Source organism: Streptomyces sp. NPDC047525 (genome assembly GCF_040643025.1).
Taxonomy (GTDB): Bacteria; Actinomycetota; Actinomycetes; order Streptomycetales; family Streptomycetaceae; genus Streptomyces; species Streptomyces durmitorensis.
Genome location: NZ_JBEYTL010000012.1, coordinates 1 through 15,492, shown reverse-complemented (window position 1 = coordinate 15,492; position 15,492 = coordinate 1). Strand labels below are relative to the sequence as shown.

General features: G+C 71.1%; 15 protein-coding genes. 6 read left to right on the top strand and 9 right to left on the bottom strand.

Going from position 1 to position 15,492, the window contains the following annotated elements; all coding sequences use genetic code 11:
* Positions 1-4: 4 nt before the first annotated feature.
* A complete protein-coding gene (locus ABZ833_RS30460; protein WP_361053069.1) occupies positions 5-1,288 on the bottom strand; it encodes an adenylosuccinate synthase in 1,284 nt (427 codons plus the stop codon).
* A 164-nt stretch (positions 1,289-1,452) separates the two neighbouring features.
* On the opposite strand from ABZ833_RS30460, the gene ABZ833_RS30455 reads away from it, so the two are divergent.
* Positions 1,453-2,301: a diacylglycerol kinase family protein gene (locus ABZ833_RS30455; RefSeq protein ID WP_361053066.1), complete on the top strand. Its 849-nt coding sequence runs from the start codon at positions 1,453-1,455 to the stop codon at positions 2,299-2,301.
* 90 nt (positions 2,302-2,391) lie between these two features.
* Here ABZ833_RS30455 and ABZ833_RS30450 read toward each other — a convergent pair whose 3' ends face one another.
* Positions 2,392-2,919 (bottom strand): MarR family transcriptional regulator, encoded by a 528-nt coding sequence (locus ABZ833_RS30450; RefSeq protein ID WP_361053063.1) that lies wholly within the window; start codon positions 2,917-2,919, stop codon positions 2,392-2,394.
* Positions 2,920-3,012: 93 nt separating this feature from the next.
* Here ABZ833_RS30450 and ABZ833_RS30445 point away from each other — a divergent pair, with 93 nt between their 5' ends.
* From ABZ833_RS30445 to ABZ833_RS30425, 5 genes are all read left to right on the top strand, one after another.
* The gene (locus ABZ833_RS30445; RefSeq protein ID WP_361053060.1) at positions 3,013-3,945 is read left to right on the top strand and encodes an ABC transporter ATP-binding protein; all 933 of its coding nucleotides are present in this window, start codon (positions 3,013-3,015) and stop codon (positions 3,943-3,945) included.
* Entirely contained in the window at positions 3,942-5,558 is a 1,617-nt protein-coding gene (locus ABZ833_RS30440) for an ABC transporter permease (protein ID WP_361053057.1), read from the top strand. The genes ABZ833_RS30445 and ABZ833_RS30440 overlap by 4 nt, the downstream gene beginning before the upstream one ends.
* Before the next feature lie 192 nt (positions 5,559-5,750).
* On the top strand, positions 5,751-7,076 hold the full coding sequence (locus tag ABZ833_RS30435) for a histidine kinase (RefSeq protein WP_361053054.1): 1,326 nt from the start codon (positions 5,751-5,753) through the stop codon (positions 7,074-7,076).
* Positions 7,073-7,741, top strand: a complete 669-nt coding sequence (locus ABZ833_RS30430) for a response regulator transcription factor (RefSeq protein WP_361053051.1) — start codon at positions 7,073-7,075, stop codon at positions 7,739-7,741. Before ABZ833_RS30435 ends, ABZ833_RS30430 begins: the two co-directional genes overlap by 4 nt.
* A gap of 40 nt (positions 7,742-7,781) precedes the next feature.
* Positions 7,782-9,002, top strand: a complete 1,221-nt coding sequence (locus tag ABZ833_RS30425) for a cytochrome P450 (RefSeq protein WP_361053048.1) — start codon at positions 7,782-7,784, stop codon at positions 9,000-9,002.
* Positions 9,003-9,010: 8 nt separating this feature from the next.
* Here the strand turns inward: ABZ833_RS30425 and ABZ833_RS30420 are convergent, their stop codons facing one another.
* From ABZ833_RS30420 to ABZ833_RS30390, 7 genes are all read right to left on the bottom strand, one after another.
* Positions 9,011-9,889: an alpha/beta hydrolase gene (locus ABZ833_RS30420; protein ID WP_361053046.1), complete on the bottom strand. Its 879-nt coding sequence runs from the start codon at positions 9,887-9,889 to the stop codon at positions 9,011-9,013.
* Between the two features lie 146 nt (positions 9,890-10,035).
* On the bottom strand, positions 10,036-11,286 hold the full coding sequence (gene kynU, locus ABZ833_RS30415; RefSeq protein WP_361053044.1) for a kynureninase: 1,251 nt from the start codon (positions 11,284-11,286) through the stop codon (positions 10,036-10,038).
* On the bottom strand, positions 11,279-12,100 hold the full coding sequence (locus ABZ833_RS30410; protein ID WP_361053041.1) for a tryptophan 2,3-dioxygenase family protein: 822 nt from the start codon (positions 12,098-12,100) through the stop codon (positions 11,279-11,281). Before ABZ833_RS30410 ends, kynU begins: the two co-directional genes overlap by 8 nt.
* Before the next feature lie 168 nt (positions 12,101-12,268).
* Positions 12,269-12,682, bottom strand: a complete 414-nt coding sequence (locus ABZ833_RS30405) for a DUF3151 domain-containing protein (protein WP_249588746.1) — start codon at positions 12,680-12,682, stop codon at positions 12,269-12,271.
* 90 nt (positions 12,683-12,772) lie between these two features.
* Positions 12,773-13,804, bottom strand: coding sequence for a class II fructose-bisphosphate aldolase (gene fbaA / locus ABZ833_RS30400; RefSeq protein ID WP_249588747.1), 1,032 nt, complete (start codon positions 13,802-13,804; stop codon positions 12,773-12,775).
* Positions 13,805-13,932: 128 nt separating this feature from the next.
* Positions 13,933-14,487 carry an orotate phosphoribosyltransferase gene (gene pyrE / locus ABZ833_RS30395; RefSeq protein WP_249588748.1) on the bottom strand — a complete coding sequence of 185 codons (555 nt, stop codon included), beginning with the start codon at positions 14,485-14,487 and terminating at the stop codon, positions 13,933-13,935.
* Positions 14,488-14,517: 30 nt separating this feature from the next.
* A complete protein-coding gene (locus tag ABZ833_RS30390; RefSeq protein ID WP_361053036.1) occupies positions 14,518-15,309 on the bottom strand; it encodes an aldose 1-epimerase in 792 nt (263 codons plus the stop codon).
* Between the last annotated feature and the right edge of the window lie 183 nt (positions 15,310-15,492).

Sequence of the window (15,492 nt, the reverse complement as noted above, 5' to 3'; positions counted from 1 at the left end):
ACCGCTAGATGAACGAGTTGATCTCGATCGTCTCCGTGCGGCCCGGACCCACGCCGATCGCGGAGATCGGCGCGCCCGACATCTCCTCGAGCGCCTTCACGTAACCCTGCGCGTTCTTCGGCAGGTCGGAGAAGGTCTGCGCCTTGGTGATGTCCTCGGACCAGCCGGGGAGCATCTCGTAGACGGGCTTCGCGTGGTGGAAGTCGGTCTGGTTGTACGGGAGTTCCTCGACGCGCTTGCCGTCGATCTCGTACGCGACGCAGACCGGGATCTGCTCCCAGCCCGTCAGGACGTCCAGCTTCGTGAGGAAGAAGTCCGTCAGGCCGTTCACGCGGGTCGCGTAGCGCGCGATCGGCGCGTCGAACCAGCCGCAGCGGCGGTCACGGCCGGTGGTGACGCCGCGCTCGCCGCCGATGCGGCGCAGGTCCTCGCCGTCCTGGTCGAAGAGCTCCGTCGGGAACGGGCCCGCGCCGACGCGCGTGGTGTACGCCTTCAGGATGCCGATGACGCGGCTGATCTTCGTCGGGCCGACGCCCGTACCCGTGCAGGCGCCGCCCGCGGTCGGGTTCGACGAGGTGACGAAGGGGTACGTGCCGTGGTCCACGTCCAGGAGCGTGCCCTGGCCGCCCTCGAACAGGACGACCTTGTCCTCGTCGAGCGCGTTGTTGAGGATCAGGGTGGTGTCGGCGACGTACCGCTTGATGTTCTCGCCGTGCTCAAGGAGCTGCTCGACGATCTGGCCGGTCTCGATCGCGCGCCGGTTGTACAGCTTGGTCAGAAGCTGGTTCTTGACCTCGAGGGCCGCCTCGACCTTCTGCTCCAGGATCGACTGGTCGTAGAGGTCCTGGACGCGGATGCCGGTGCGGTTGATCTTGTCGGCGTAGGTCGGGCCGATGCCGCGCCCCGTCGTACCGATCTTCCTCTTGCCGAGGAAGCGTTCCGTCACCTTGTCGACGGTCACGTTGTACGGCGTGATGATGTGCGCGTTACCGCTGATCAGCAGCTTCGACGTGTCGACGCCGCGCTCGTTCAGACCGCTCAGCTCGGAGAGCAGGACCGACGGGTCGACGACGACTCCATTGCCGATGACAGGCACGCAGTCCGGGGAGAGAATCCCGGAAGGGAGGAGATGCAGCGCGTACTTCTGGTCGCCGACGACGACCGTGTGGCCGGCATTGTTGCCGCCCTGGTAACGCACTACATAGTCCACGGAGCCACCGAGCAGGTCAGTGGCCTTTCCCTTGCCTTCGTCACCCCACTGAGCACCGAGCAGCACAAGTGCGGGCACAGGCGTACACCCCTTCCGGGCGGGGCATGTCCAAGGTCAGGGGCCGTAGCCGCCATATGGGTGTGCCTTGGATGCTGCCCCGGAATAGACGAAGCCCCTGGCGCAATAGCGCAAGGGGCTCTTGCACAAAGATGCTACCCGAGGACTCAGAAAAGGGGCGCACGTTGTCGGCTCGCGACCAGCTGCTAGTCGTCATCGACCCGGTCGCCCGGCGCACGGACGGTGAGTCGGTACGGATCGCGAAGGACGTGCTCGGCGCGGGTGCGGCCGTCCGGATCTGCCTGCCGGAAGGGCCCGAGGATTTCGCGAAAGCCCTGGCCAGAAGGGGTACGCGACGTCCTGTGGTGATCGGCGACGACCGGGCTCTGCTGCGCGCCGTGGCGGCACTCCACCGGGAGCGGGAGCTCCATTCGTGTGCGGTTTCGGTCGTTCCGGTGGGCGCGGTCCAAGTGCTTTCGCGATCTCTCGGAGTGCCCCTCGGAGCCGTCGCGGCGGCCCGTGCGGTGCTCGAAGGGGTCGAGCGGCGGCTGGATCTGCTCGTCGACGACAGCGACGGGGTGGTCCTCGGGACCCTGCGGATCCCGCCGGTCACCGCGTCGGCGTCCGAGAGCGCTGCCGGGAGCGCTGCCGGGAGCACGGCGGTGGACGGCCACCCCTGGTTGCGTACGTGCCAGTCCTTCGTACGCACCCTCGCGCCCCGCGCGAGGGTGGCGTCGGCGCCAGGGCCCGCGCCCGCGCGGCTGCGGGTGGAGGCGGACGGCGTGCTCGTGGTGGACCTGGACCAGCCGGTGGAGGGGGTCTCGGTGCGTCCGGGGGCCGACGGTTTCGCGGAGGTCGAGGTCCGGCCCACCTCGGTGGGGGCGGCGGCCCAGGCCCTGCGGGTGCGGGCGCGGACGATCACGGTGTCCGGGGCGGATTTCCGCTACCGGGCGGATGCGGTGGTCGGGGGGCCGGTGCGGACTCGGACCTGGGCGGTGCGGGCCAGTGCCTGGGGCTTGATGCTGCCTCGGTGACCCGGCCTTCGGGTGCGGCGCCGTTCTCTCCTGGGCCGCCGCTTCGCGGCGGATTCTTTCCCGCCCACCCACCCGAATCGCTGGAGCGACTCACTTGCCGAACAAGCTCTCCCTGCGCACCCGCCACCGCTCCAGCATCCCCGCGATCTCCTGCTCGACGAACTCGAAGAACGCGAGCGTCTCGGCCATGCGGCGGCCCGCCGGGGTGTCGGGGCCCAGGCTGGTGACGCCGTCGGTCAGGGCGCTCTCCCAGCGCTTGAGGACCCCGTCACGGTTGGCCAGCGCCTCGTACCACTGGTTGCTGTGCACCCGGAAGAGGTCCCGCCGTGAGCCGGGGTCGCGCTCCCTGGCCACCATGTGCTGCTGCGTGAGGTAGCGGACCGCGCCCGAGACCGCCGCGGGGCTCACCTGGAGCCGCTCCCCCAGCTCCGCCGAGGTCATCGCGCCCGAGTCCGACGCGAGGAGCGCCGAGAAGATCCTCGCGGGCATCCTCGGCATGCCCGCCTCGACCAGCTGCGCGGCGAACTGCTCCACGAAACGTGAGACGACCTCGTCGTCACGCCGCGTCTCGTCCTCCCGCCGCGCCTCTCCGTTGGACCCCTCGGACCCCTTGGGCATCTGCCGATCATCTCCCCTGCTGTGCCGGTCGCGGTCGAGTTTATACGCTTCCTTAACTTCACAACTTTGTGAAAGTAGCGTACGTTCTGAAACATGACGAAGGCAATCACCGTCTCCGGACTGCACAAGTCGTTCGGGCGGACGCACGCGCTTGACGGTCTCGACCTCGACGTCGAGACCGGCGAGGTCCACGGCTTCCTCGGCCCCAACGGCGCCGGGAAGTCCACGACCATCCGGGTCCTCCTCGGCCTGCTCCGCGCCGACTCCGGCGCCGCCCAGCTCCTCGGCAGGGACCCGTGGAACGACGCGGTCGAGCTGCACCGGCGGGTGGCGTACGTACCGGGTGACGTCACCCTGTGGCGCAACCTCTCCGGCGGCGAGGTCATCGATCTGTACGGCAAGCTGCGGGGCGGCCTCGACCAGGCCCGCAGGGCCGACCTCATCGAGCGGTACGAACTCGACCCGACCAAGAAGGGGCGTACGTACTCCAAGGGCAACCGGCAGAAGGTCGCCCTCGTCGCCGCTTTCGCCTCGGACGTCGACGTGCTGATCCTCGACGAGCCGACCTCCGGGCTCGACCCGCTCATGGAGGAGGTCTTCCAGAGCTGCGTCGAGGAGGAGCGCGACCGCGGCCGCACGATCCTGCTCTCCTCGCACATCCTCAGCGAGGTGGAGACGCTCTGCGACCGCGTCAGCATCATCAGGAAGGGGCAGACCGTCGAGACCGGCTCGCTGGCCGACCTGCGCCATCTGACGCGGACCAGCGTCACCGCGGAGCTCGCCGGACCGCCCAACGGGCTCGGGCAGCTGCCCGGCGTCCACGACATCGACGTAGCGGGAAATCGGGTCAAGCTCCAGGTCGAGACCGACAAACTGGACGCGGTCCTCCGTGCGCTCACCGAATCCGGGGTGCGGTCGCTCCTCTCCACGCCGCCCACGCTGGAGGAGCTCTTCCTGCGGCACTACCAGGACGACGTGCGGGCCGGCGGCGTCACCGAGGGAGCCGAGGGAGTGGCTGCGCGATGACCGCTGTCGCCGAGACTTCCGCGTTCACCTCTCGCACCGGTGGATCGCGCCAACTCGCGGGTACGGGAGCCCTGTTGAGGCTCGCCCTGCGCCGTGACCGGGTCATGCTGCCCGTCTGGGTCCTGATCGTCGCGGGTATCGTCCTCGCGATGCCGGGTTCCCTGGAGCAGACGTACGGCACGGGGGCCGAGCGGGCCGAGGCCATGCGGTCGATGAACGCCAACTCCTCGATGCGGGCGCTGTACTCGCCGGTGTTCGGGGACTCCATCGGCGCGCTCTCCGCCTGGCGCATCGGGGTCTACGCCGCGATCCTCGCCGCCGTGATGAGCCTGATCGTCGTCGTACGGCACACGCGCGAGGAGGAGGAGACGGGCCGCCAGGAGATGATCTCCGCCGCGATGGTGGGACGGCGTGCGCCGCTGACCGCCGCGCTGCTCGCCGCGTTCGTGGCGAACGCGGCCGTGGCGCTGCTCGTCGCCGGCGGCATGGCGGGCCAGGGCGCGGCCGGTGCGCTGGCGCTCGGGCTCGGCGTCGCGGGCACCGGCATGCTGTTCGCCACGATGGCGGCGATCGTCGCCCAGCTCACGGAGAGCGCGCGGCTCGCCAAGGGGCTGACCGCCGGGATCCTCGGGGCCGCGTACGTGCTCAAGGCCGCCGGTGACGCGGGGACCGAGGACGGCTCCTCCGTCCTGACCTGGCTCTCACCGCTCGGGTGGCTGGAGAACATCCGCGCCTACGCCGGTGAGCGGTGGTGGGTGCTGCTCCTGATCGGCGCCGCGGTCGTGGCGCAGGGCGCGGTCGCGTACAACCTGGCCGGGCGGCGCGACGTCGGCATGAGCTTCCTGCCGACCCGGCCGGGACCGGCCAAGGGCCGGATCGCCACGGCGGGGGGTCTTGCCTGGCGGCTGCAGCGGGGCAGCGTGCTCGGCTGGACGCTCGGCTTCCTGGTCTCCGGTGTCGTCTTCGGCGGGATGGCCGAGGGGGCGGCGGACATCGTCGGGGACAACGAGAACACCCGGGACATCATCGAGCGCATGGGCGGCCAGTCCGGCCTCACGGACGCCTTCCTCGCCACGATGGTCGGCATGCTGGGCATGATCGCCTCGCTGTACGTGGTCGCGTCGGTCCTGCGGCTGCACGGCGAGGAGACCTCGCAGCGGGCGGAACCTGTCCTGGCCAACGCGGTGGGGCGGCTGCGCTGGGCCGGGGGCCACCTGGTCATCGCCTTCGGCGGCGCGCTGCTGCTGATGCTGGTCGGCGGTCTCGGTCTCGCTCTCGGGTACGGGAAGGACCTCGGGCCGATCATGGGGGCGTGCCTGGTGCAGGTGGCCGCGATCTGGGCGCTCGGCGGGCTCGCCGTGCTGCTCGTGGGGGCGTTCCCCGGGGCGGCGGTGGGTGCCTGGGCGGTGGCCGGGGTCTGCCTGGCGATCGGCTGGATCGGCCCGGCGCTGGACCTTCCGCAGGTGGCGATGGACGTCTCTCCGTTCGGGCACCTTCCGAAGCTGCCCGGCGGGGGCATGGCGTGGGCGCCGGTGGCTGTTCTCGTGGCCGTCGCGGCGGCGCTGGTGGCCGCGGGCCTTGCGGGGCTGCGGCGCAGGGACCTGATCTCGTGACCCCGCATTCGCCTCCGGCCGAACGGGCCTCCCCCACCCACCCGCCGGATCACCCCGTAGTGCCCGGGCTCGGGTGGGCGGGGGAGGGCGGTGGGTCAGCGCCGCTCACCCCACGTAGTACCTGCGACGGACCCCGCAGAACCCCTCCCTGGCGGGACGACCCCCCTCCCCCGCCCCCGTACCTTCGTAAGCGTGACTGACGCGACCAAGACCGCCCCCAGCAGTAGCCGCAGCCCGGAGTACCGCCTGGCCGTGGGCGCGCTCGCAGGGCTTCGCCAGGACCTGTTCCGTGACGCCTTCGCCTACCGACCGCTGCCGACGATGCGTACGGACGGGCCGGTGAGCCGACGGCTTCCGGCCCGCATACGCCCTTACGCCGCCTGGATCCCGCATGCCATGGTCGCGCTGGCCGCCGTCCTCGTGTACTCGGTCGCCCCTGTCAGCGACAGCGGGATGGGGGCCGTACTCACCGGCATCCTGCCGGCCGCCGCCGTCCTCATGACCCTGATGAGGCCTGTCGGCGCCTGGTGGTTCTCGCTGGCGACCACCCCCTTTATCGCCGTGATCGCCCATACGTCGGACGGCTGGCCCTGGACGGACAGCTCGTTCCTCTCGCACATCACCGTCATGACGGTGGTCGCCGTGCGGACCCGCCCGCGTGCCGCCGCGTGGATGTGGGCCTGCACGGCCGCCTACGGCGTCTTCGCCGAGGTCTTCATGGGCTCGGGCGCGTACGGCAGTGACCTGCCGCAGATGCTCTTCTTCTCCGCGCTCACCCTCGTCACCGTCTCCCTCGTGCACATCCGCCGCGAGGCCAAGCACGAGGTCAGCGTCCAGCGGACCGTCACCGCGATCGAGCGCGACAAGCGCACGCTGCTCGAAGAGCGGACGACGATCGCGCGCGAGCTGCATGACGTGGTCGCGCACCACATGTCGGTGGTCGCCATCCAGGCGGAGGCCGCCCCCTACCGCGTGGAGAACCCGCCGCCCGAGCTGGAGCAGGCGTTCGTCACCATCCGCGAGAACGCCGTGGCCGCACTGACGGAGCTGCGCCGCGTCCTCGGTGTCGTACGCGCGGAGGACTACGAGGCACCGGACGCCCCGCAGCCCACGCTCGGCGACCTCGACCGCCTCATCGCGAACGTCCGCGAGACCGGCCTGGACGTCGAGAAGGTCATCACCGGCGCGGTCCGCGAACTCCCGCAGGGCGTCGAGCTCTCCGCGTACCGCATCGTCCAGGAGGCGCTGAGCAACACCCTGCGCCACGCACCCGGCGCCACCGCCCGCGTCGAGGTCGGATATGTGCTCGGCGGACTCGGTCTGCGCGTCGTCAACGGGCCCGCACAAGGCCTGGTCAAGCCCTCCCCCGGAGCCGGGCACGGCATCACCGGCATGCGCGAGCGCGTCACGATGCTGGACGGCGAGATGACGACCGAGGAGACCGCCGACGGCGGCTACGAAGTCACCGTGTTCCTGCCCGTCGCGTCCGCATCGGAGCCCACCGGAGGCCAGGAATGACGATCCGCGTACTGATCGCCGACGACCAGATGATGGTCCGCGAAGGCTTCTCCGTCCTGCTCAACGCGATGCCGGACATCGAGGTCGTCGGAGAGGCGGTCAACGGCCGCGAGGCGGTCGACCGTGTCCGCGAACTCGCCCCGGACGTCGTCCTGATGGACATCCGCATGCCCGTCATGAACGGCATCGAGGCGACCCGCGAGATCGTCGCGGCGGACGTCACCTCGAAGGTCCTTGTCCTGACCACCTTCGACCTCGACGAGTACGTCTACCAGGCGCTGCGCGCGGGCGCCTCCGGCTTCCTCCTGAAGGACGCGTCCGCGCGCCAGCTCGCCGACGGCGTCAAGGTGGTCGCGGCGGGCGAGGCCCTGCTCGCCCCCTCCGTGACGCGCCGGCTCATCACGGAGTTCTCCAAGCTGGGCGAGACGCCGCGCCTCTCGGCGACGGTCCAGGCGCAGCAGTACGGCGAGCTCACCGAGCGCGAGACGGAGGTGCTCGTCCTCATCGCCCAGGGCCTCTCCAACTCCGAGATCGCCTCGCGCCTCGTCGTCGCCGAGTCCACGATCAAGACCCACGTGAGCCGCATCCTGGTGAAACTGGGCCTGCGGGACCGCACGCAGGCGGCGGTCTTCGCGTACGAGGCGAGGCTGGTCACCCCGGGCTGACCCCTTCCTGGGCGGGCACTCGTGCGGCTAGCGTCCCTCCATGGACGCCCCCGCCCCTCCCTTCGCCCCCTGGTCGCCGGAGTTCATCGCCGACCCCTACCCGGCCTACGCACAGCTGCGGGCCGCCGGGCGGGCCCACTACTTCGAACCGACCGACCAGTGGCTGATCCCGCACCACGCCGACGTGTCGGCGCTGCTGCGGGACCGGCGGCTCGGGCGGACCTATCTGCACCGCTTCACGCACGAGGAGTTCGGGCGCCAGGCGCCGCCGCCGGGACACGAGCCGTTCCACGTCCTGAACGACAACGGCATGCTCGACCTGGAGGCGCCGACCCACACCCGGATCCGGCGCCTGGTGTCGAAGGCGTTCACGCCGCGCACCGTGGAGCAACTCCGGCCGTACGTAGAGGAGTTGGCCGACCGGCTCGTACGGGATCTGGTGGCCGACGGGGGCGGAGATCTCGCGGCGCGCGTCGCCGAGCCGCTGCCGGTGGCCGTCATCGCGCAGATGCTGGGCATCCCGGAGGCCGACCGGGACCAGCTGCGGCCCTGGTCGGCCGACATCTGCGGGATGTACGAGCTGAATCCGTCCGAGGAGACGGCGGGCCGGGCCGTCCGCGCCTCGCTCGAATTCTCGGCGTACCTGCGCGAACTCATCGCCGTGCGGCGCGAGAAGCCCGGCGACGACCTGATCTCGGGGCTCATCGCCGCCCACGAGGACGGGGCGTCCCTCAGCGAGCAGGAGATGATCTCCACCTGCGTGCTGCTGCTCAACGCGGGGCACGAGGCGACGGTCAACGCCACCGTCAACGGCTGGTACGCGCTCTTCCGCAACCCGGCGCAACTGGCCGCCCTGCGCGCGGATCCCGGGGGTCTGATCCCCACCGCGGTGGAGGAGTTGATGCGGTACGACACCCCGCTCCAGCTCTTCGAGCGGTGGGTCCTCGACGACATCGAGGTCGACGGCACCGTGATCCCGCGCGGCAGCGAGGTCGCCCTCCTCTTCGGCTCGGCCAACCACGACCCGGCGGTCTTCACCGCCCCGGCCGAACTGGACCTGGCCCGCGCCGACAACCCGCACATCTCCTTCAGCGCGGGCATCCATTACTGCATCGGCGCACCCCTGGCCCGCATCGAACTGGCGGCTTCGCTGGGCGCGCTGCTGCGCCGGGCGCCGGGCCTGGCACTGGCCGCGGAGCCGGAGCGCAGGCCGAACTTCGTGATCCGGGGGCTGCGGGAGCTCCTCGTTCAGGTCCCCTGACCCCGCTCTCAGTACGCCAGCTGCGCGATCTCCTCAGCCACCACCGCGCAGGCGTCGGCCGCCGGGTCGATCAGCGGGAAGTGCCCGACGTCCTCCAGGAGCGTCACCCCGACGACCTCGCCCGCCTTCGCCGCCGCGTCGGCGTACGCCTCGGCGACCGCCTGCGGCACGACGATGTCCGTGCGGCCCTGGACGACGGTCGTGGCGATACCGGTCGGCAGCAGGGCCGCCGGGTCGGCGTGCGGAAGGCGTTCGTCGAACTTCCCTTCACCGCCGAGGAGTTGGAGCGCGGCGTCCGAGCAGACACCCAGCTCCTGCGCCACGCGGAAGTCGGCGATGGGCGCGAGGGCGACGACGCCGCGGAAGGCGGCGGGCCGGTCGATGCGCCAGGGCGAGCCGGTGGGCAGCACGTGCCGGGATGCGGCCCAGAGCGCGAGGTGGCCGCCCGCGGAGTGGCCCGTGACGACGGTGCGGCGGACGTCGGCCGACGGCAGGAGTTCGGCGACGAGCGCGGGCAGCGCGTCGAAGGCGGCCGCGACGTCGTCGAAGGTCTCGGGCCAGCGGCCCGCGGCGGGGCCGCCCCCCTGGGCCGGGATCGAACTGCCGCGCCGGTACTCGACGTTGGCCACGGCGAAGCCCCGTCTGGCCAGGAAGTCCGCGAAGGGGGTGAGGTGCTGCCGGTCGTACGGGGCCCGCCAGGCGCCGCCGTGCAGGGCGACGACGAGGGGGGCGGGGGTCTCCGTGACGGTCCGGGGTTCGTAGAAGTCGACCACCTGGTCGGGGTGTTCGCCGTACGCGGCGGTGGCGTCGGGCGTCACCGCGGGGTGCGAGAAGGCGGAGTCGGCCTCTGCGGCATCGCGGGCCACGGCGGCGGCGTCGTCCGGCATGCGACAACCTCTCTGCGGGGAGTGGAGCTGCTGCGGGTGGGGTGTTCATTTGATCTTCCCCTACCCCGCCCCTTCCCGATACCGGGGCTGCGCCCCGAACCCCGCCCGGGAAGGGCGGGATCCGGGGGCGGAATCGCCGGAGGCCGTCAGCCGGTGGTCCCGGTCCCGGTCCCGGTCTCGGTCTCGGTCTCGCCCAGCGTCCGCGCGAGGACTCCCGCCGCCCGCTCCACATCGGCGAAGCCGACGTACAACGGCGTGAAGCCGAACCGCAGCACGTCCGGCGCCCGGAAGTCGCCGACCACGCCCTGCTCGACCAGGCGCCGCATGACGTCACCCGCGTCCTCGCAGCGCAGCGCGACCTGGCTGCCGCGTTCCTCGTGGGCGGCCGGGGTGATCACCTCGACCCGGCCCTCGGGGACGTAGGCCGCCACGCACTCGACGAAGAAGTCCGTCAGGGCAAGGGACTTGGCGCGTACGGCCTCGATGGACACCCCGTCCCAGACGTCGAGCGCCGCGTCGAGCGCCAGCATCGACAGGATGTCGGGCGTACCGACCCGGCCCCGCACGGCGCCGTCCGCCGCCTCGAATTCCGGCCGCATCCCGAAGGGCTCCGCGTGCGAGTTCCAGCCGGGCAGCGGGGAGTCGAAGCGGGCCTGCAGATCCGCCCGTACGTAGATGTAGGCAGGTGAACCCGGACCCCCGTTCAGGTACTTGTACGTGCACCCGACCGCGAGGTCGACGCCGTGCTCGTCGAGCCCGACGGGCAGTGCCCCCGCGGTGTGGCACAGGTCCCAGACCACGAGCGCGCCCGCGTCGTGCACGGCCGCCGTCAGGGCGGGCAGATCGTGCAGCCGCCCGGTGCGGTAGTCGGCGTGGTTGAGGAGCACCACCGCCGTACGCGGGCCGAGGACTCCGCGCACCTCGCCCGGCGCGACCGGCACCAGCGTGCATCCCGTCATGCGCGCCGCCGACTGCGCGATGTACCCGTCCGTGGGGAACGTCGTCGCGTCAACCACGATCTCGTCGCGCCCCTCGCCCGAGTCACGGGCCATGCGTACCGCCGCGACCAGGGCCTTGAAGACGTTCACGCTCGTCGAGTCGCCGACGACGATCTGGCCGGGGGCGGCGCCCACGAGGGGGGCTATGCGGTCGCCGATGCGCTCGGGGGCGGTCCACCAGCCGCTCTCGTCCCAGGAGCGGATGCGGAGCTGACCCCACTGGCGTGCGATGACGTCCGCGACGCGCTCCTGGACGTTCACCGGCAGGGCGCCCAGCGAGTTTCCGTCCAGGTAGACGGTGTCGTCCAGGACGAACTCCTTGCGCTTCGCGCGGAGTTCGTCCTCACTGTCCCTCTTTACGGCCTGCGCTCGGAGGGCGTCGTACGAAACCTCAGACATGGCTCCTCGCAGTCCACAGCTCGGGGAAGACGTTCTTCGTCGCTCGCTTCTCCAGCCAGGCCACGCCGGCCGAGCCGCCCGTGCCCGTCTTGGAGCCCATCGCGCGCCGCGTCGCCACCAGGTGGTCGTTGCGCCAGCGCCACACCAGCTCGCCGACGTCCGTCAACACCTCGCCGAGACGGGCGAGTTCATCGCTCTCGTCACCCGAGTAGAGGTCGGTCCACACCTTCTCGACCTCGGGCGACGGCTCGTACTTCTGCGTCAGGTCACGCTGCAGCACGGCGGCCGGTACGGCGTGGCCGCGGCGGGCGAGCAGGGCCAGGACCTCGTCGTAGAGGCTCGGCTCCTGGAGCGCCTTCTCCAGCTCCGCGTGGACGCGCGGCGCGCCCCGGTGCGGCACCAGCATGGACGCGGACTTGTCGCCGAGCAGGAACTCCATGCGGCGGTACATCGCGGACTGGAATCCGGACCCCTCGCCGAGCGCGGAACGGTAGGAGTTGAACTGCCCGGGGGTCAGCTGGGCGAGCGGGCGCCATGAGGCGTTCAGCGCCTCCAGCTCGCGCAGGCTGCGCTTGAGCGCGGCCACCGCGGTCGGGATGTCGTCGCGGCGCAGGGCGTGCGACGCGGTCTCCCACTCGTGCACGATGACCGTGAACCACAGCTCCATCACCTGGGTGGTGACCAGGAAGACCATCTCGCCGGGGTCGTCCGAGCGCAGGTGCTGGAGGTGCGTGAGGACGTCCGCCTGGACGTAGTCCTCGTAAGGGGTGGTTCCTGCGAAGTCGAGGTTCGGGGTGTCCGCCTCTTGGGACATCGCGATCTCCTTGATACGTACTCCGGGTAGCGGTCCGCCCCTGCCGTTACCGACACGGGGGCCCCGGTCCCCACCGGCATCCTCCGCAACATCCCACGAAACGGCAAGACCTGCCTGGTCACAGCGGACCAGGCAGGTCTCGTACGTCGTGCGGACGCCTTGTGGGGCTCAGCCCAGGGTGTCCGCCGCCGCCGCGGAGGAGTCCCTCAGGAAGCCCGAGCAGCGCTCGTACTCCTCCTGCTCACCGATCGACTGCGCGGCGCGCGCCAGGCCGTGCAGAGCGCGCAGGAAGCCGCGGTTCGGCTCGTGCTCCCACGGCACCGGGCCGTGGCCCTTCCAGCCCGCGCGGCGCAGCGAGTCGAGGCCGCGGTGGTAGCCGGTGCGGGCGTACGCGTACGACTCGACGACGCTGCCCCGCTCGAACGCCTCGTCGGCGAGCTGCGCCCAGGCGAGCGAGGAGGTGGGGTACTTCGCGGCGACGTCGGCGGGCGCCGCGCCGTTCGCGAGGAGCTCGCGCGGCTCCGGGTCGTCGGGCAGGTGGGTCGGGGGCGGTCCCCCGAGCAGATCCTTGTGAATGGCCATGGGTTCCAGTCTGCGCCATCGCGGAACCCGAAGGGCCCGGTACCCCGTCCTGGAACGGGGTACCGGGCCCTTCGGCGTGAGCAGCGGTGCTTACTTCAGCTTCGTGCCCGTGGAGCGCAGGTTCGCGCAGGCCTCGGTGACACGCTTGGCCATGCCCGCCTCGGCGGCCTTGCCCCAGGTGCGGGGGTCGTACGTCTTCTTCGAGCCGACCTCGCCGTCGACCTTCAGGACGCCGTCGTAGTTCTTGAACATGTGGTCCGCGACGGGACGCGTGAAGGCGTACTGCGTGTCCGTGTCGAGGTTCATCTTCACGACGCCGTTCTCCAGGGCGGTCGCGATCTCCTCGGCGGTGGAGCCGGAGCCGCCGTGGAAGACGAAGTCGAACGGCTGCGAGCCCGCGGCCTTGCCGTGCTTGGCGGCGACGCCCTCCTGGAGGTCCTTGAGGAGCTCGGGACGCAGGACGACGTTGCCCGGCTTGTAGACGCCGTGGACGTTGCCGAAGGACGCGGCCAGGAGGTAGCGGCCCTTGTCGCCCAGGCCCAGGGCCTCGGCGGTGCGCAGCGCGTCGTCGACGGTCGTGTACAGCTCGTCGTTGATCTCGTGCGTGACGCCGTCCTCCTCGCCACCGGTCGGGGTGATCTCGACCTCGAGGATGATCTTCGCGGCGGCGGCCTTCGCGAGCAGCTCCTGGCCGATGGCCAGGTTGTCGGCGAGGGTCTCGGCGGAGCCGTCCCACATGTGCGACTGGAAGAGCGGGTTGCGACCGGCCTTGACGCGCTCGGCGGAGACGTCGATCAGCGGACGGACGTACGTGTCCAGCTTGTCCTTGGGGCAGTGGTCGGTGTGCAGCGCGACGGTGATGTCGTACTTCGCGGCGACGATGTGCGCGAACTCGGCGAGGGCCACGGCGCCCGTCACCATGTCCTTGTTGTGCTGGCCGCCCAGGAACTCCGCACCACCGGTGGAGATCTGGATGATGCCGTCGCTCTCGGCCTCGGCGAAACCGCGCAGCGCAGCGTGCAGGGTCTGCGAGGAGGTCACGTTGATGGCCGGGTAGGCGAACTTGCCTGCCTTCGCCCGGTCCAGCATCTCGGCGTAGACCTCGGGGGTTGCGATGGGCATGTGTCCGCTCCTTGTGATGTGCGGGTGTGTGCTTGGCCCTGACCTAAGGGGGCGACGTCATCGTCGCCCCCATCTTTCCAGACTTGCCGGGCGGCTCGGCCCGGACGTAGGTCCTCAGTCGCTGGTCCTCAGTCGCTGAGGCCGAGGTCGTCCTTGGAGTACGCGAAGAGGTACGGCACCCCGGCGCCCTCGGTGATCTTCTCGCCCGCGCCGGTGGCGCGGTCGACGATGGTCGCGACGCCGACCACCTCGGCACCGGCCTCACGCACGGCCTCGACGGCGGTGAGCGGGGAGCCACCGGTGGTGGAGGTGTCCTCGACGACGAGTACGCGGCGGCCCTTGATGTCGGGGCCTTCCACCCGGCGCTGCATCCCGTGCGCCTTGGCGGCCTTGCGCACGACGAAGGCGTCGAGGCGCTTGCCGCGCGCGGCGGAGGCGTGCAGCATCGCGCCCGCGACGGGGTCGGCGCCCATGGTGAGGCCGCCGACGGCGTCGAAGTCGAGGTCGGCGGTGAGGTCGAGAAGCACCTGGCCGACCAGCGGGGCGGCCTCGCCGTCGAGGGTGATGCGGCGCAGGTCGATGTAGTAATCGGCTTCGAGACCCGAGGAGAGGGTCACCTTGCCGTGCACCACGGCCTTGTCCTTGATCTGCTGCAGCAGGGCGCCACGTACGTCGTCAGTCATGTCTGTCAGCTTAAAGCCGCGTCCAGCAGCTCAGAGCCGCGTCCAGGTCCAGGTCGTCGACGTCTCCAGGGGGTCGATGGGGGTGACCAGGCGGGGCAGGGTGTTGAGCCCGTCGGGCGGCCCGGTCTGCGGCTCGACGCACACGGCGGCTTCCTGCTCGTCGTACACGACGACCCACTGCTCACGGCTCTGCACCTTGAGCTCGAGCTGCTCGGGCCAGGTGAGGGTGACGTCGACGCCGTCGGGCATGCCGAAGCAGTCGTCCCAGGGGCCGGGGGTGGGGGCGATGCGGTTGCCGGTGGGGAGGTGGTCGTCGCCGCGCTCCTCCTGCCAGGCGGGGCCGAAGTCGACGCGTACGTCCTCCTGGCCCAGGCCGCGGTTGAACCACGGGTGCCAGCCCGCCTGGGCGGGGAAGGAGTCGCCGTACGTCTCGATGCCCAGGGTGAGGGTGAGGGAGTCCTCGGTGAGGGCGATGAGCTGGGTGACGCGGCCTTCGTAGGGCCAGGGGTCGGCGAGGTCGTAGGTGAAGGCGGCCTCGGTCTTCCCCGCACGGGCGGTGCGCCAGGCGGCGTCGCGGGCGAAGCCGTGGATGGCGTGGGGCGGGGAGTTGAGGGGCATCTGGTGGGTCGTGCCGCCGTTGCGGAACTTTCCCTCGCGGATGCGGCCGGCCCAGGGGACCATGGGGAAGCAGCCGTAGCGGTCGCCCTGCCGCAGCAGCTCCAGGCCGCCGACCTTGAGGCTCCCGACCCGGCAGCCGTTCCCCGGCTGCAGGGTAATTTCCGCGTCACCCGCGGTCAGTGTCACGTCTTCGTCGCTACTCACGGGGTTGACCCTACGGCCACAGATTTGTCCCCAACCCCGCCCCTTCCCGAAAACTCGCTGGCGCGAGGGCCTGACTGGGGCTCCGCCCCAGACCCCGCTCCTCAAACGCCGGAGGGGCTGAATTTTCAGCCCCTCCGGCGTTTGAGGAGGCCCCCGCGCAGCGGGTTTTCGGGAAGGGGCGGG

Bases quoted from the DNA above. Each gene is read 5' to 3' on its own strand.
- ABZ833_RS30450 (WP_361053063.1), bottom strand. From the start codon at position 2,919: ATGCCCAAGGGGTCCGAGGGGTCCAACGGAGAGGCGCGGCGGGAGGAC.
- ABZ833_RS30445 (WP_361053060.1), top strand. From the start codon at position 3,013: ATGACGAAGGCAATCACCGTCTCCGGACTGCACAAGTCGTTCGGGCGG.
- ABZ833_RS30440 (WP_361053057.1), top strand. From the start codon at position 3,942: ATGACCGCTGTCGCCGAGACTTCCGCGTTCACCTCTCGCACCGGTGGA.
- ABZ833_RS30430 (WP_361053051.1), top strand. From the start codon at position 7,073: ATGACGATCCGCGTACTGATCGCCGACGACCAGATGATGGTCCGCGAA.
- ABZ833_RS30425 (WP_361053048.1), top strand. From the start codon at position 7,782: ATGGACGCCCCCGCCCCTCCCTTCGCCCCCTGGTCGCCGGAGTTCATC.
- ABZ833_RS30420 (WP_361053046.1), bottom strand. From the start codon at position 9,889: ATGCCGGACGACGCCGCCGCCGTGGCCCGCGATGCCGCAGAGGCCGAC.
- kynU (WP_361053044.1), bottom strand. From the start codon at position 11,286: ATGTCTGAGGTTTCGTACGACGCCCTCCGAGCGCAGGCCGTAAAGAGG.
- ABZ833_RS30410 (WP_361053041.1), bottom strand. From the start codon at position 12,100: ATGTCCCAAGAGGCGGACACCCCGAACCTCGACTTCGCAGGAACCACC.
- ABZ833_RS30405 (WP_249588746.1), bottom strand. From the start codon at position 12,682: ATGGCCATTCACAAGGATCTGCTCGGGGGACCGCCCCCGACCCACCTG.
- fbaA (WP_249588747.1), bottom strand. From the start codon at position 13,804: ATGCCCATCGCAACCCCCGAGGTCTACGCCGAGATGCTGGACCGGGCG.
- pyrE (WP_249588748.1), bottom strand. From the start codon at position 14,487: ATGACTGACGACGTACGTGGCGCCCTGCTGCAGCAGATCAAGGACAAG.